Source organism: Marivita geojedonensis, assembly GCF_002115805.1.
Taxonomy (GTDB): Bacteria; Pseudomonadota; Alphaproteobacteria; order Rhodobacterales; family Rhodobacteraceae; genus Marivita; species Marivita geojedonensis.
In genome coordinates this window covers 31695-47511 of sequence record NZ_JFKC01000016.1, presented here as the reverse complement: position 1 = coordinate 47511, position 15817 = coordinate 31695, and the positions used below count along the sequence as shown (strand labels likewise).

14 protein-coding genes and 1 tRNA gene are annotated in these 15817 nt (G+C 60.3%); 9 read left to right on the top strand and 6 right to left on the bottom strand.

Translation table 11 applies throughout. The features are described 5' to 3' along the window. Window positions 1-41: 41 nt before the first annotated feature. The 4 genes from gpt to fabI are packed head-to-tail and all read right to left on the bottom strand — an operon-like array spanning window position 42 to window position 2597. Window positions 42-545 carry a xanthine phosphoribosyltransferase gene (gene gpt, locus MGEO_RS14615; RefSeq protein WP_085639300.1) on the bottom strand — a complete coding sequence of 168 codons (504 nt, stop codon included), beginning with the start codon at window positions 543-545 and terminating at the stop codon, window positions 42-44. Between the two features lie 21 nt (window positions 546-566). Further along, on the bottom strand, window positions 567-1178 hold the full coding sequence (locus MGEO_RS14610) for a LysE family translocator (RefSeq protein WP_085639297.1): 612 nt from the start codon (window positions 1176-1178) through the stop codon (window positions 567-569). A 3-nt stretch (window positions 1179-1181) separates the two neighbouring features. Next, a complete protein-coding gene (locus MGEO_RS14605) occupies window positions 1182-1784 on the bottom strand; it encodes a LysE family translocator (RefSeq protein WP_085639294.1) in 603 nt (200 codons plus the stop codon). A gap of 6 nt (window positions 1785-1790) precedes the next feature. Beyond that, window positions 1791-2597 (bottom strand): enoyl-ACP reductase FabI, encoded by an 807-nt coding sequence (fabI, locus tag MGEO_RS14600; RefSeq protein ID WP_085639291.1) that lies wholly within the window; start codon window positions 2595-2597, stop codon window positions 1791-1793. Window positions 2598-2763: 166 nt separating this feature from the next. Here fabI and pdxH point away from each other — a divergent pair, with 166 nt between their 5' ends. From pdxH to MGEO_RS14575, 5 genes are all read left to right on the top strand, one after another. Further along, entirely contained in the window at window positions 2764-3369 is a 606-nt protein-coding gene (gene pdxH, locus MGEO_RS14595; RefSeq protein ID WP_085639288.1) for a pyridoxamine 5'-phosphate oxidase, read from the top strand. Window positions 3370-3472: 103 nt separating this feature from the next. Then, complete coding sequence (locus tag MGEO_RS14590) at window positions 3473-4012, top strand: cold-shock protein (protein ID WP_085639285.1); 540 nt, start codon at window positions 3473-3475, stop codon at window positions 4010-4012. Window positions 4013-4074: 62 nt separating this feature from the next. Further along, window positions 4075-4467: a DUF192 domain-containing protein gene (locus tag MGEO_RS14585; RefSeq protein WP_408607522.1), complete on the top strand. Its 393-nt coding sequence runs from the start codon at window positions 4075-4077 to the stop codon at window positions 4465-4467. A gap of 59 nt (window positions 4468-4526) precedes the next feature. Then, a tRNA-Pro gene (locus MGEO_RS14580) sits at window positions 4527-4603 on the top strand. 543 nt (window positions 4604-5146) lie between these two features. Next, window positions 5147-8809 carry a vitamin B12-dependent ribonucleotide reductase gene (locus MGEO_RS14575; protein ID WP_085639278.1) on the top strand — a complete coding sequence of 1221 codons (3663 nt, stop codon included), beginning with the start codon at window positions 5147-5149 and terminating at the stop codon, window positions 8807-8809. 229 nt (window positions 8810-9038) lie between these two features. Here MGEO_RS14575 and MGEO_RS14570 read toward each other — a convergent pair whose 3' ends face one another. Next, window positions 9039-12239 carry a 2Fe-2S iron-sulfur cluster-binding protein gene (locus MGEO_RS14570; RefSeq protein ID WP_085639275.1) on the bottom strand — a complete coding sequence of 1067 codons (3201 nt, stop codon included), beginning with the start codon at window positions 12237-12239 and terminating at the stop codon, window positions 9039-9041. Between the two features lie 56 nt (window positions 12240-12295). Beyond that, complete coding sequence (locus MGEO_RS14565; RefSeq protein WP_085639272.1) at window positions 12296-12961, bottom strand: helix-turn-helix transcriptional regulator; 666 nt, start codon at window positions 12959-12961, stop codon at window positions 12296-12298. 174 nt (window positions 12962-13135) lie between these two features. Here MGEO_RS14565 and MGEO_RS14560 point away from each other — a divergent pair, with 174 nt between their 5' ends. The 4 genes from MGEO_RS14560 to MGEO_RS14545 are packed head-to-tail and all read left to right on the top strand — an operon-like array spanning window position 13136 to window position 15607. Beyond that, on the top strand, window positions 13136-13360 hold the full coding sequence (locus MGEO_RS14560; protein ID WP_085639269.1) for a twin-arginine translocase TatA/TatE family subunit: 225 nt from the start codon (window positions 13136-13138) through the stop codon (window positions 13358-13360). 6 nt (window positions 13361-13366) lie between these two features. Then, window positions 13367-13819: a Sec-independent protein translocase protein TatB gene (gene tatB / locus MGEO_RS14555; protein WP_085639266.1), complete on the top strand. Its 453-nt coding sequence runs from the start codon at window positions 13367-13369 to the stop codon at window positions 13817-13819. A gap of 1 nt (window position 13820) precedes the next feature. Further along, window positions 13821-14774, top strand: coding sequence for a twin-arginine translocase subunit TatC (gene tatC / locus MGEO_RS14550; protein ID WP_085639264.1), 954 nt, complete (start codon window positions 13821-13823; stop codon window positions 14772-14774). An 8-nt stretch (window positions 14775-14782) separates the two neighbouring features. Beyond that, window positions 14783-15607, top strand: coding sequence for an ATP-binding protein (locus MGEO_RS14545; protein WP_408607523.1), 825 nt, complete (start codon window positions 14783-14785; stop codon window positions 15605-15607). The last annotated feature ends 210 nt before the right edge of the window (window positions 15608-15817 follow it).

Sequence of the window (15817 nt, the reverse complement as noted above, 5' to 3'; positions counted from 1 at the left end):
GGCGGACTCCCCCGAGGTACTTGGAGCCCAAAGAAGCCGGGTCAGTCCTTTCCGCGATAGGGTTCCACGTATTGCAGCGCCATGTCCCAGGGGAAGAAGATCCAGGTGTCCTGGCTCACCTCGGTGATGAAGGTGTTCACCTGCGGACGGCCCATCGGTTTGGCGTAGACGGTGGCGATATGCGCTTTGGGCATGTGCTTGCGCACCACTTCAAGGGTTTTGCCCGTATCCACCAGATCATCGATGATCAGAACGCCGGTGCCGTCCCCGACAACATCCATGTCGGGCGATTTGATCACCTTGGGTTCGGACTGGGTCTGATGGTTGTAGCTTTTGACGCTGATCGTATCGACCATGCGGATGTCGAGTTCGCGGGCGACGATCATTGCCGGAGCCATGCCGCCACGGGTGATGGCGACAACTGCACGCCAGCCGCCCTCGTCCGGGCCTTCGCCCTGAAGCCGCCACGCCAGAGCGCGGGCATCGCGGTGCAGTTGGTCCCAGCTGACGTGGAATCCTTTTTCGTGGGGCAGACGGTCGGTCATGGCGGGTCTCCTTCGGACGGGTCAGAACATCGCGATACGCAGGCCGAACAGGGCAATCAGCCCGCCGAACATCCGGTCGATCGCTGTTTTCAGGCGGGTGTAGAGCGTTCGCGCGTGGGGCAGGGAAAAGAACCGGGCAACAAGAATGTACCACAGCGTTTCATTTGTGAAGATGATCGCCAGCAGCAGCGCACGGATGGCCAGCGGTGTTTCCGACGGAACAAGACCGACAAACACGGCGCCGAAAAACACCGCCGTCTTGGGGTTTGCGGCGAATGTCACGAAGCCGAACCAGACTGCGGATCCTGCGCTGCGTGGATGCAGGTCTGCGGCTTCCGGCAGAGGTTCTCGGGCATGGCGCCACATCTGGATCGCGATGAAGATCAGGAAGGCGCCGCCGATCACTTTCAGCGCTGTGAAGAGCTGCGGCATGAGTTCGAAAACCAGCGCCAATCCCGCCATGGCTGCCGCTGCCCAGAGCGCGGCGCCAAGACCGAAGCTGAAGGCAAGAGCTGTGGCGGTTCCAAACCCTTCGGACACGGCGGTTCGGGCGGCGACAACGAAAGACGGTCCGGGACTCATCGCGGCGGCGAGGTGGATCAGGGCGATGCTAAGGATGGCTGCTGCGCTCACGGGTCAGCGTCCGAAGAGAAGGCGCAGCCCGAGTGCGCCGAGGATTACCGCCGCAGTCCGGTCGATGATCGGTTTCAATCGCAGATAGCCGTTGCGGGCAGGGGCGCTGGACAGGCATGCGGCAAACACTGTGTAGACGACAAGTTCCACAACGAAGTGATTTGCAACGATCAGCGCCTTTGCCCCGGGGCTCAGGTCCGGCGGAAAGATCACGACAAGAACCGCCCCGGCAAAGAGCACGGATTTCGGATTTGCGAGGTTGACCAGCACGCCGCCCAGAAATGCGCGCGCACCGGGGTGGGCGCTGTCGGACACCGGCGCGCGGGCGCTGCGCCAGAGCTGGACCGCAATCCAGAAGAGGTACAGCCCGCCGGCTGTCTTGAGCGCCAGATAGGCCCAGGGCACAAGCGCGAAAACGGCGTTGAGACCCAACAGTGCTGCACCTGTCCAAAGCGCGGCCATGAGGCCCAGCCCTGCGCCGGTGGCAACGCCCGCTGCGAACCCGCCCGCCACCGACTGGCGCAGCGCATAAAGCAGCGCCGGGCCGGGCGCTGCCATTGCGGCCAGCAGCGTCAGGTTGAACGCGATGAGCTGTGCCGTCGTCATCCGGCGTTATTCCTTGCTCATGTCCGGGGCATCGACGGCCTTCATGCCGACCACATGGTAACCTGCATCGACATGATGCGTTTCGCCGGTCACGCCGGAGCCGAGATCCGACAGCAGGTAGAGCGCGGATTTGCCCACATCGTCGATGGTCACATTGCGGCGCAGCGGAGAATTGTATTCGTTCCACTTCATGATGTAGCGGAAGTCACCGATCCCCGAGGCCGCAAGTGTCTTGATCGGACCGGCAGAGATCGCATTGACGCGGATGCCGTCTTTGCCGAGGTCCTCTGCGAGGTAACGCACCGACGATTCCAGTGCCGCCTTGGCGACACCCATCACGTTGTAATGGGGCATGATCCGCTCTGCGCCGTAATAGGTCATCGTCAGGGCCGATCCGCCATTGTTCATCATCTTTTCGGCTCGTTGCATCACGGAGGTAAAGGAATAGACCGAGATGTCCATGGTCATGAGAAAATTGTCACGGCTCGTATCGACATACCGGCCCCGCAATTCGTTCTTGTCGGAGAAGCCGATGGCGTGGACGACGAAATCCAGGCTGTCCCAACGCTGCTTCAATCCGTCGAAGAGAGAATCAATGGAGGCCTCGTCACTGACGTCGCAGGGCAGGACAATGTCCGAACCAAGCTGCGCGGCCAGCGGATCGACGCGTTTTTTCAATGCATCGCCCTGATAGGAAAATGCCAGCTCTGCTCCGGCCTCACTCAGGGCCCGGGCAATGCCCCATGCAATGGATTTGTCATTGGCGAGGCCCATGATAAGCCCGCGCTTTCCGGCCATAATTTCGCTTTGCATGGTACCGAGCCCCTTCTTGATCGCTGTCCACTTCGTTTAGGCGATGGACGCAGGCCCGGCAAGGCTGGCAATCATCGGCGAATGACTTCGTTCGAATAATGACACGACGTTACGGTGGACATTCCCTATAATAATTGGCACGGCGGGTGCTTCGCAGGAGACTTCAATGAGCGATCGCACTGGAATTTTCGCGGGCGACAATCCATTCGAGATTGCCCGGACATGGCTGAAAGACGCGGAAGGGGCCGAGATCAACGACCCGAACGCCATCGCACTGTCGACAGTGGACAGCGATGGCATGCCCAATGTGCGCATGGTGCTGCTGAAAGAGATCGAGGATGACGCCTTTGTCTTTTACACCAACTATGACAGCCAGAAGGGCCAGGAAATCCAGTCGGCAGGCAAAGCGGCCTTCGTGATGCACTGGAAGTCGCTCCGCCGTCAGATCCGCGTGCGCGGGACGGTCACCCGCGAGGACGGTGAGAAAGCCGATGCCTACTACGAATCCCGGTCGCTCAAGAGCCGACTGGGCGCGTGGGCGTCGAAGCAGTCGAAACCGCTCGGCTCGCGTACCGAACTGATGGCAGAAGTCGCCAAACTGACGGCAAAGCTGGGAACGCATCCGCCAAGACCGCCATTCTGGGGCGGATTCCGGATCCATCCGACCGAGATCGAGTTCTGGGCGGATGGGGCCTTTAGGTTACATGATCGCTTCAAGTGGTCACGGGATGGTAGCAAAAAAGTATGGAATATCAACAGATTGAATCCCTGACACTCACGTTACGTGAATTGTGGGGTGCAATTTCGTCTTGTTTTTCATATGCTTTGACCTTGCAAACGCCGTTTTGGACGCCAAAGTCAGAGGCGGGAATTTGATGTTGGAAGATAACGTGGAACAGTCGCAGAAACCTGATGCGCTCGTCTCAGGGCATGTGAAGTGGTTTGATCCGTCAAAGGGGTTCGGCTTTCTGGTAGCCGATGCCGGCGGACCGGACATCCTGCTTCATGCCAATGTGCTACGGAACTACGGGCAGGGCTCGGTCGCGGACGGCGCACGGATCAAGGTTGTGGTTCAAAGCACCAGTCGGGGGCTGCAGGCCGTCGAGGTTCTGGAGATCACGCCGCCGGATCTTTCGGACGTGCCGCCGCTGGAAGATTTCAGTGGTGTGTCGCAGGATGAGATCGCCGCAGCGCCCCTGGAACCTGCACGGGTCAAATGGTTCGACAAAGCTAAAGGGTTCGGCTTTGCCAATGTGTTTGGCCGTCCGGAAGACGTGTTTATCCATGTCGAGGTCTTGCGCCGCTCAGGTCTTTCCGATTTGTTTCCCGGAGAAGCGCTGGCGCTCCGCTCGATCGAGAGCACCCGCGGGCGCATGGCGGTCGAGGTGCATGCATGGGAAAGTGGGTTGTCCTAAGCTTTTTGTGGGCAGCGGTCGCTTCGGCGGCAGCTGCAGACGAGGCTTGCAGGGACGACGCCGTGTTTCTCAGGGGCGATTGGGGCAGCGCGCGTTTCTCGGTTGAGATTGCCGACACGCCGGAGCTCCGCAGCCGCGGCCTGATGTTCGTCGAAGACATGCCGACAATGGCGGGTATGCTGTTTGTCTATGAACGCGAGCAGCCCGTGTCCTTCTGGATGAAGAATACGCTGATTCCCCTCGACATGATTTTTGCGGACGGGGAAGGCGTGGTGCAGCATGTGCATGAAAACGCGATTCCGGGGGACCTGACAGGAATCCCCGGTGGCTCGGATATTCAGTTCGTTCTGGAAATCAACGGCGGCATGGCCGACCGCCTTGGCATCGATGCCGGATCCGAGATGCGCCATCCGTCGATCCCGCAGGATGTCGCCAGTTGGGCCTGTGTGAATTAGGTCTGTCTGACAAAAAGCGCTTTTCAATCCGGACCGCGACCGCTAAACGACGCCTCAGTCGGGGCGTAGCGCAGCCTGGTAGCGCGACGGTTTTGGGTACCGTAGGTCGCAAGTTCGAATCTTGCCGTCCCGACCATTTCTCAAGAAATCTGCCGGACCGGGAATTCACTGTTCTCCCAGTTGTTTGGGTGAATGGCCCGCACAGACATTGCGCGTGTGATCTGTGCCACAGAGTGCAGCGTTCATCGGATTCGCACCGGCCGATCACGTGGCGCGGTGAAGAGCGAATTGGGGCTTTACGTGTGGCCTGAAAACCTGTGGATAACTTTCTGTCAGCGTTAAGCTTTTCAAAGCTGCACTTATCCACAGACCTATACACGGGTCATCCACACTTGAATCACCACCACTTGTGTCAGCGATGCCGGTCAACCCAAAATCTATGACAAAATCGGCAAAAAACGTGTTGACGACTCCGCGATAAATCCGCCAGTTTGTGCGGGTCGGTTGGGGCAACCACAACATGTAGTGTTACGACTGACAACAGGGACGGGAACACCGGAAGTCATGCTTTGAGGCGCAATTCCTGCGCGCGCTGCCGCGCGCGGGACCGGAAAACTCGTGCCAGTCGCGGCCCTGACAGGGGGCCATTGGGGTAGACACAAAAAACGAGACCGGTGCGATGAAAATCGAAAGAAAATTTACCAAAGCTGGGCAGGACGCATATGCGGGGATCGAGTTCGTCTCGACCACCTCTGAAATTCGGAACCCGGATGGGACCGTTGTATTCAAACTTGATAACGTCGAGGTTCCGGCAAGCTGGAGCCAGGTGGCAAGCGATGTCATCGCTCAGAAATACTTCCGGAAAGCAGGCGTTCCGGTCGAGCTGAAGAAGGTCAAGGAAAAGGACGTGCCCAGCTTCCTGTGGCGCGGCGCACCGGTCAGCGACGACACACCACGCACCGGCGAAACATCCTCCAAGCAGGTCTTCGATCGCCTTGCGGGCGCCTGGACCTATTGGGGCTGGAAAGGTGGCTACTTCACAACCGAAGAAGACGCGCAGGCCTATTACGACGAGATGCGCTTCATGCTGGCCACGCAGAAGGCCGCGCCGAACAGCCCTCAGTGGTTCAACACCGGTCTGCACTGGGCCTACGGCATCGACGGTCCGAGCCAGGGTCACTTCTATGTCGACTACAAGACAGGTGAACTGACCAAGTCCTCCTCAGCTTACGAGCACCCGCAGCCCCACGCGTGCTTCATCCAGTCCGTAGCGGACGATCTGGTGGGTGATGGCGGCATCATGGACCTTTGGGTCCGCGAAGCGCGCCTGTTCAAATATGGCTCGGGCACCGGCACCAACTTCAGCTCGCTGCGCGCAGCAGACGAGCCGCTTTCAGGTGGTGGCAAGTCGTCGGGCCTCATGGGCTTCCTCAAGATCGGTGACCGCGCCGCTGGCGCGATCAAGTCGGGCGGCACCACACGTCGCGCCGCGAAGATGGTGATCTGCGATGCCGACCACCCGGACATCGAGGAATTCATCAACTGGAAGGTCAAGGAAGAGCAGAAGGTCGCCAGCATCGTGGCCGGCTCCAAGATGCACGAGAAGATGCTCAACGGCATCTTCAAGGCAATCGGAAGCTGGGACGGTCTTGAGGACGACGCCTACGATCCCAAGAAAAACAATGCCTTGAAGGATGCAATTCGCGCAGCCAAAGGCGTGATGATCCCCGAGACCTACATCAAGCGCGTGCTGGATTACGCACGGCAGGGCTACGCATCGATTGAATTCCCGACCTATGACACCGATTGGGACTCCGAGGCCTACGCATCCGTGTCGGGCCAGAACTCGAACAACTCCATCCGCGTCACCAATGCCTTCCTCAAGGCGGTCAAGGATGACGCCGATTGGGAACTGATCCGTCGCACCGATGGCAGCGTCGCCAAGACGATCAAGGCGCGCGACCTGTGGGAAGACGTGGGCCATGCGGCCTGGGCCTGTGCCGATCCGGGCATCCAGTTCCACGACACCGTCAACGAATGGCACACATGCCCGGCAGACGGCGAAATCCGCGGCTCCAACCCGTGTTCGGAATACATGTTCCTCGACGACACCGCGTGCAACCTCGCGTCGATGAACCTGCTGACCTTCCTGAAGGACGGTGAGTTCCAGTCCGAAGACTACATGCACGCCGTGCGCCTCTGGACGCTGACACTCGAAATCTCGGTGATGATGGCGCAGTTCCCGTCCCGCGAAATCGCGCAGCGGTCCTATGACTTCCGTACGCTGGGTCTGGGCTATGCCAATATCGGCGGCCTGCTGATGAACCTCGGCTACAGCTATGACTCGGATGAAGGCCGGGCACTCTGCGGTGCGCTGACGGCGATCATGACCGGCGTGTCCTACGCCACATCCGCCGAAATCGCTGGCGAGTTGGGCCCGTTCCCGGGCTACAAGAAGAATGCCGACCACATGCTGCGAGTCATCCGCAACCACCGCAACGCGGCCTATGGCGCAACCGAAGGCTATGATGGTCTGTCGGTCAAGCCGGTCGCTCTGGATCATGCCAACTGCCCGGACAGCCGTCTGGTCGATCTGGCGATGGCAAGCTGGGACGAGGCGCTGCGCCTTGGCGAAAAGCACGGCTACCGCAACGCGCAAGCCACAGTGATCGCGCCCACCGGCACAATCGGTCTGGTCATGGATTGCGACACCACAGGTATCGAGCCGGACTTCGCCCTCGTGAAGTTCAAAAAGCTCGCCGGTGGCGGTTACTTCAAGATCATCAACCAGTCGGTTCCGGCGGCTCTCGAAAAGTTGGGCTACGGCTCTGCGCAGATCGAAGAGATCGTGTCCTACGCGGTGGGCCACGGCACCATCGGCAATGCGCCGGGCATCAACCACACCTCTCTTGCCGGTCACGGCTTTGGTCCCGCACAGCTGGAAAAGGTGGACAAGGCGCTGGCCTCGGCCTTCGACATCCGCTTCGTATTCAACCAGTGGACGCTGGGTGAGGAGTTCTGCCGCGAAGTGCTGGGCATCCCGGCCGACAAGCTGAACGACCCGACCTTCGATCTGCTGCGCCACCTTGGTTACACCAAGTCGGAAATCGACGCCGCCAACGACCATGTCTGCGGAACGATGACACTGGAAGGTGCGCCGCACCTGAAGGAAGAACACCTGCCGGTCTTCGACTGCGCCAACCCCTGCGGCAAGAAGGGTAAGCGCTTCCTGTCGGTGGACAGCCACATCACCATGATGGCGGCGGCACAGAGCTTCATCTCGGGCGCGATCTCCAAGACGATCAACATGCCGAATGACGCCACCATCGAGGACTGCCAGAAAGCCTATGAGCTGAGCTGGTCGCTGGGCACCAAAGCCAACGCGCTCTACCGCGATGGATCGAAGCTGTCCCAGCCGCTGGCGGCGGCGCTGGTCGAGGACGATGCGGACGCGGCGGAAACGCTCGAATCCGGATCGATCCCGGAAAAGGCGCAGGTTCTGGCCGAAAAGATCGTCGAGAAGGTGGTCATCAAGGAAATCCAGAAGTCGCACCGTGAAAAAATGCCGGAGCGCCGCAAGGGCTACACCCAGAAAGCGGTTGTTGGCGGTCACAAGGTCTACCTGCGCACCGGCGAATACGAAGACGGGTCCCTAGGCGAGATCTTCATCGACATGCACAAGGAAGGGGCGGGCTTCCGCGCCATGATGAACAACTTCGCCATCGCGGTGTCGGTTGGTCTTCAGTACGGTGTGCCGCTGGAAGAGTTCGTCGATGCCTTCACCTTCACCAAGTTCGAACCGGCGGGCATGGTGCAGGGCAATGACAGCATCAAGAACGCGACCTCGATCCTCGACTACATCTTCCGCGAACTGGCCGTGTCCTATCTCGACCGCACCGATCTGGCACATGTGAAGCCAGAAGGCGCCACCTTCGACGATCTGGGCCGGGGCGAAGAAGAGGGCGTGTCCAACGTCAAGGAACTCTCTGATACGGCGGCATCGAAATCGCTTGAAGTGCTCAAGCAGATTTCCTCGACCGGATACCTGCGCAAGCGACTTCCGCAGGAACTGATCGTGCTGCAGGGCGGACAGGCCGGAGCCGTGGCCTTTGGCGGCGGCGACCCGGTGACCGCGCTCAACACGCTTGTGCCGGAAACCGCCGGGTTGGCGGTTGCGACCCAGACCACCAGCACGTCGACAACCGCAATGACGGCGGTGACACGGGCCAAAATGCAGGGCTACGAAGGCGAAGCCTGCGGCGATTGCGGCAACTACACGCTGGTGCGCAACGGCACCTGCATGAAGTGCAACACCTGCGGTGCAACATCGGGCTGCAGCTGAGCCGTAACCAGTCACGAGGCGGGTGCGCCCGCCTCTGACGCGCGTCAGGCCGCAGGCAAGATTATTCCGAGCGGTGTACAAATTGGGAGCTTGACGAGCGAAACTCAAAGGGGGCCTCTGCGGCCCCCTTTTTTTGTTCCTGTGCCTCGGCGGCGGTAGCCGGTAGTCGGTCACGGAACCAACGGCACCAGGATCGCTCAATCGAAATCTTGCAAAGATTTCCAATCCCTTACAATTCGATCGTGATCTCGCCATCCGGCTCGGCCGCGCGCGACTGGCACAGGATGATCGTGTCCTGCCGCTGGGCTTTGGACAGCACGAAATCGCGGTGTTCCACGGCACCGCTCAGCACCCGCGCCTTGCACACCCCGCAGATCCCGTCCGAACATTTCACGTCCACCGCGACACCATTGGCGTTCAAAACATCCGTTGCCGTCTGATCGGCCGGCACATGGAAGCTCCGCCCATCGCTGAGTTTGAGCGTAAACGGGTGGTTCTCATACTCTGGAAGTTCCGGCACGGCGAAGTATTCCAGATGTCGTGCCTCGTCCGGAAATCCTTTCCGTTCAGAGGTTTCCATGACGGCGTTCATGTAAAGATCAGGCCCGCAGGTGTAGATGTGCTGACCGTCCGCATAGTTCGGGATCAGCGCATCCAGATCGGCGCGCGTGCCTTCGTCGCTGACATGGACATGCACTTTGTCGGCCCAGGGTACGTTGGTCAGATCGTCCAAATACCCCGCCTCGGCGCGGGTTTTCAGCGAATAATGCAGCGCGAACGGACGCCCCAGCGCGTGCAACCGGTGCGCCATGGCGATCATCGGCGTGACACCAATGCCACCGCCCATGAGCCACGTGAACGTCGCATCCTCGACCAACGGGAAATGGTTGATGGGCTTCGACACAAACACCCGCCGCCCTTCTGCAAAGATGCGATGTAAGAGCGCCGATCCTCCGCGCCCCTGATCCTCGCGTAGAACACCAATCTGGTAGACGGATCGATCCGCCGGATCGCCGGACATGGAGTATTGCCGCAGAAACTCCGGAGCGACCACCAGATCGAGATGCGCGCCCGCGCTCCATTCCGGCAAATCCTGCCCGTCGACATGGCGAAACTCGTATTTCGTCACCGTTGGCGACATCTTCTCAACCTTGCTCACCACCACCGGGACCACCGGGCTTTCCGTGGCGTCCTTGGGTCGGTGCAGATGCGTTGTGTCGCCCTTGGCCAGCCGCGCTTTATGCTCGTCCGCGCTGACCATCTTCGTATAGGCCTCGATCCCGGCTTCGCGGTCCATCGGGTCCGGATAGGGGTAGGGATGCGGGGCCAGTGGCGCCGGGTAGACGGCCAGCGTCTGGTCCTCGTATTTCAGGTCGAGGTCTTTCTGCAGGTCGCGCGTATTGACCGGGTGTTTTGTGGGCGTGTAGCTGCCGTTGTCCTGCAACTCCAGATCCCACCACCATTTTTTCACCGGGTTCAGTCCCCCACGCCCGGCCGCATCATCCAGCTTGGCCAGTAGCGGTGCGGTTTGTGGCAGGTTCATCGCTGCCCAGCGGAACGGCTTTTCGCCAAACAGCCCTTCGAGGTTCCACGGACAGGTCTTCATGCAGCGCCCGCACATTGCACCGCCTTCGCTGGTGATCCGGTAGGTGGCGCATTTCTGGCTGTCGGATTTCCAGATTTCGTAGCCGTTGAACATCAGCTTCGGCCCGGCGGTGATTGCGCCAGAGGGGCATTCGCGCGCGCATTTGTTGCAGCTTTCGCAAAAGGTTTGCAGGCCGAAGTCGATGGGTTTGTCATGCGACAGCGGCATATCCGTTGTGACGACGCCGGATTTGAGGCGCGGTCCCAGGAACGGGTTGAGGATCACCTCACCAATGCGGCTGACCTCGCCCAGACCGGACAGCAGGAGAAGCGGCGGTTGCAGAACTTCGCCGTCTAGCACCGTATGCGCCTTGGCTGAATAGCCCAGATTGCGGATCTGCTTGGCAAGAACCCCGCCCAACAGCGAGAACCGCAGATAGGCGCGCATGGATTGCGCGACGCTGATCCAGTCGTCGCCCGAGGCGCCGTCCATGGTTTCGTAGCCCTGGTCGATGATGATGCTGATCGCCTGATCATGCGGCGGGTCGATCGGCTCCCCCCGCGCGTCGTGGCTGTACCACGTCCAGTCCGGGCAGCGGCTGATACCCAATGCATCGACGCCCAGCCAATAGGCCGTGGCTTTGATCGCGTCGGCATTACTTTGCAGATTTGCAGGGCGCGGGCCGTTTTCGGGTGGTCCGTCTTGCAATAATACAAAGGCTCCAAGCATCCGCCTTTGCGCCGAAGAGGGTGCCGCCTTGCGGGCGTAGTAGCCACCCTTCGCACAATCCTGCACTTTTTTTCCCATATCGCCAAACTGCGCACGGGCGAACATGTCGGTACGCCTTGGCACGCGGGGCACGTTGGCTTCGTCGATATAGGTGGTGGGTGTATCGACCCGTTTGAGCGTCTCGAACGGGTGCGGGCCGTCGACATAGCGGCGCCTCTCAAATGGGTTCGTATTGAGGCCGGAGCGGGCCGAGGCGGTGCCGAGTTTCCACGCGAGGCCATGGGTCAGGGATTTCGGTTGCGCGTCGGCCAGCGGCGCGTCATGGGCCAGTTCGAAATTCGTGGTGACAACGGCTACGCCGAACCGGTCACCCAGCCACGGATTGACCAACTGTCCCGATGACCCGTACGCCAGCCCGGCTGCCACCGTACAGATGTTCAGGTCCACGTCGGTGCTTGTCGCCGTGTGCGCTTTGGCGTCCCAGCCGAGCAGTCGGATGTAATTCGCAATCACAACGGCGGTTTCGGTTGTGCGCAGGCAGGCGCGGTGGGCTTGCGCATCTGTGATCCATTCGGTCCCGGTTTCACCGGGCTTTGGGTCACGGGGGATTTCATACAGAAACACCAGCGCGGTGTGGTGCCTGTCGATGGTGCTGGGCGGTGCTTCCATCGATTCCTTCAGATCGGCCATGATCATGTCGATGCCGGACGCCAGCGTTTTGGTCTGCCGGGTCTTCAGGTCATTGGCCAGTCGGTCGATATCCGGGTTGAGGCGCGGTTCCGGGAGTCGTGCCTCTGGCAGAAAAGGGCCGATGCCGACCATCGTGGCGTCCGAGAAATATCCGAACGCTTTCAGGTGGTTAGCGCGCTCTGTTGCATCGTCCGGGCAGATTGAGCGGGCTTTGTTAACAAACCCGTCGCGGATTGCGTCCATCATCGCTTGGTATTCGCCCATCGCGTTGACGATGGAGGTCGGGTTTTCGGGTCGGTGAAAGCTGAGACCGGGATGGCGCGGGATCGTGGCGGGGTCCGGCATTGGCCCGCGGGATGCACGCTCAAGCGGGAACGGGCCAAGGTGCACCGGCCGATTTCTATCGGAAAAGAACCGCAAACCCATGATGTCCTCCCATGCGCGTTCTGCCGCGCAGTTATGTGGAGTGCATCATTCCCGGCTCAGGACTGCAAGGCATGAAAATCCTTCAGTGTTTTTCCGACCTCGTCGACAAAGAGACCGGGCAAAGGTGTGAGGTCCGTCACCCGGTCCATCCGGAAGGTGGCGAAGGATTCATCGGTTTCATCCCAGACCACGCAGGTCCAGATGCGGCCCCAGTAATCCAGATGCAACGGGCGCACCGTGTGGGTCTGGTCGTCACCATCGAGCCGCAGACGTAGTTTCTGGCGGGCGCGGATCGCCTTGCGAAATGCCGGCATGTGGCGAAAGCCCTGCGCGGCTTCGGCAAAGGGGTAGGTGGCAAATCCGAACTTGCCGACAGGGGTTCCCGCGTCTTCGGGCAGCACCGCATCGATCTTGTCGGCCAGTGCGCGGGCGGCTCCCGCCAGATCTTCGGTCTCGGACGCGCCGACCGCCGCCAGTCCGACATGCAGCGCCTCCAGTTCGGATTGGGTCAGGTTAAGCGGCGGCAGGGTGATCATCGCCTGTGCGGTATAGCCTGACCCGCGCGCGCCCTCGACCGGCACACCGGATGCGGCCAGTGTGTCCATGTCCCGGTAGATCGTGCGCACGGAGACGCCCAGGTCCTGTGCCATCGCCTCGGCCGTGTGCAGGCGACCGTCCTTCAGACGCTGCATCAGGGCATAGAGTCGGTCGCTGCGTTTCATGTGATTCTCCGTGCTGCGCTGCGTGAATACTGACAAAAACCTGTCAACTGACAAGCTCTTGACAAAAACGGCCCGAATTGGCGTGTTTTCGTGCTTTCGCAGCGCCGCGCGAGCCATTACATAACCGCAGTGGAATTCAACGCAGGCACCTGCCTGCCGGTAAGGAGAGACTTCATGGGTATCGGAAATATCGGTCTGCCGGGCCTTCTGCTCATCGCCGTCGTGGTGCTGGTGCTGTTTGGCCGTGGCAAGATCTCGTCGCTGATGGGCGAAGTTGGCAAAGGCATCACCGCGTTCAAGAAGGGCGTGGACGAGGGCAAGCAGGAGCTTGAGGATCAGAAAGCTGAAGCTGCCAAGGACGTGACGCCCGAGGACGAGAAAGACAAGGACAAGGTCTAAACGATTATGTTCGATCTTGGCTTTGCCGAGCTGTTGGTGATCGGGGTTGTGGCGTTGATCGTCGTCGGCCCCAAGGATTTGCCGGTGCTCTTCCGGAAGGTGGGCAACTTCATGGGCAAAGCCCGTGGCATGGCGCGCGACTTCAGCCGCGCGATGAATGAGGCTGCTGATGAATCCGGGATCAAGGACGTCCAGAAAACGTTCAAAGCAGCCACCAATCCGGTTGGCAGCGCCATGGATGGCGTCAAGGATGCGGCAAAGTCGATGACCAGTATCGACCCCGAGAGCAACACGGGAAAGCTGTCGGCCGAGCGTGAGGCCGCCAAGAAAAAGATCGAAGCCAGTGCCGCCCGCGCCGCTGCCGACCGCAAGAAACGCGAGGCCGACGAGGCACTGAAAAAGGCCGAGGAGATGGAAGCGGCGCTGAAAGCCGACTCCAGCCCGGAGAAGGACGCCTGACATGAGTGCCCGCGACGACGAGATCGAGGACAGCAGCGCGCCGTTGATCGAGCATCTGGCCGAGCTGCGCACCCGACTGATCCGGTCGGTGATTGCGCTGTTCATCGGCATCTGTGTGCTCTTCGTTCCAATCCAGGGCGATTTCCTGGCCGAGCATGTTCTGCGTTTCCTGTTGGTTCCGATCGAGGAGACGCTGCGCGCTCTGGGGGACCCGGCACCGACGCTTCAATACACGAGCCCGCAGGAATACCTGTTTGTGCTGTTCCGCATCGGTCTGGTGTTCGGCTTTGCTCTGGCCTTCCCGGTGATCGCGCATCAGATGTGGCGGTTCATCGCGCCCGGGCTTTATAAATCCGAAAAATCGGCCTTCCTGCCGTTTATTATTGCCTCGCCGGTGATGTTCATGGCGGGCGCGGCCTTTGCGCATTTTGTGGTGACGCCGCTTGCGATGGCGTTCTTTCTTGGTTTCACCGATGCGCCGTCGCTCTTTGCCAATTTGCTGTCCGACTCTGTTGACGTGGACCCGACCGCAGTCGTGCCCGCGACCAATGAAGGCTTGAAGATCACCTTTTTCGGTAAGGTGAACGAGAGCCTTCAGACCTCGCTCGTGTTCATCATGGCCTTTGGTCTGTGCTTCCAGTTGCCGGTTCTGCTGACGCTGATGGGTAAGGCGGGGCTGGTTTCGGCCGATGGTCTGGGCAGCGTGCGAAAATACGCGATGGTCGGAATTCTGGTTCTTGCGGCATTGGTAACTCCGCCGGATGTGGTGACGCAGTTGATCCTGTTTACGGTCGTCTACGGGCTGTACGAAGTGTCGATCCTGCTCGTCCGTCGCGTTGAGAAGAAGCGCGAGAAAGAGCTGAAGGCGCAAGGCCTCTGGTTCGAGGACGATCCGGCCGAGGGCATGGATGACGACCCGCTGATGCGTGAATTCGACGAGGACGCAAAGAAGTGACCGACCCGATGGAGCGGATCGCCGCTGCGCTGGAGCGCCTTGCTCCGGCGCCGCAGCCAGCCCCGGATTATGACGTGGTGGATGCCTTTGTCTGGCACGTTGACCCCGATCACCTGCAACCTGTGCCCAAAGTCAGCCGCGTTCCTGTGGACCTGCTGGTGGGGGTGGACCGCAGCCGCGATACGCTCTTGGCCAATACGCGGCAGTTTGCAAAGGGTCTGCCCGCGAACAACGCGCTTCTTTGGGGCGCGCGTGGTATGGGCAAGTCGAGCCTTGTGAAGGCAGTTCATGCTGCCGTGCTGGCTGAAGGTTTGCCAGTGAAGCTGGTCGAGTTGCAGCGCGAGGATCTGCCGAGCGTTGCGCGGCTCTTGAACCTGCTCAGGGTTGCCGATCACCGCTTCCTGCTGTTCTGCGATGACCTGAGCTTCAGCCATGACGATCAGCATTACAAATCCCTGAAGGCCGTTCTGGATGGCGGGGTTGAGGGGCGTCCGGACAATGTGGTGTTCTACGCCACGTCGAACCGTCGTCACCTGATGCCGCGAGACATGATCGAGAACGAACGGTCCTCGGCGATCAATCCGTCCGAAGCGGTGGAGGAGAAGGTGTCTCTGTCGGACCGGTTCGGTCTGTGGCTGGGCTTCCATCCCTGCAATCAGGACGACTATTTGGCGATGATCCGCGGTTATTGCGATGCCTATGGAGTCGAGATCGACGACGCCACCCTGCGGGCCGAGGCGATTGAATGGCAGGCCACACGCGGCGCACGGTCGGGCCGGGTCGCGTGGCAGTATTTCACCGATTTGGCGGGCCGGCGCGGCGTCGCAATCTAGGACCTGTGCGGTGCTAAATTCGCCGCTGCGCTCGGCGGCTCACGCTCCAGAATTTTATGGGTGGGACCAAGAATCTTCGTACGAAGATTCTGAATCGCGGATGTTAAGATTCCGGGAATTGGAACTCGCGCCGATTTGACAATACCTGTCTTCTCAGCAGTCCAAAATTACTTGGATCAAAGAGCCGGGCCCATTCAGGCACGGCTCTTT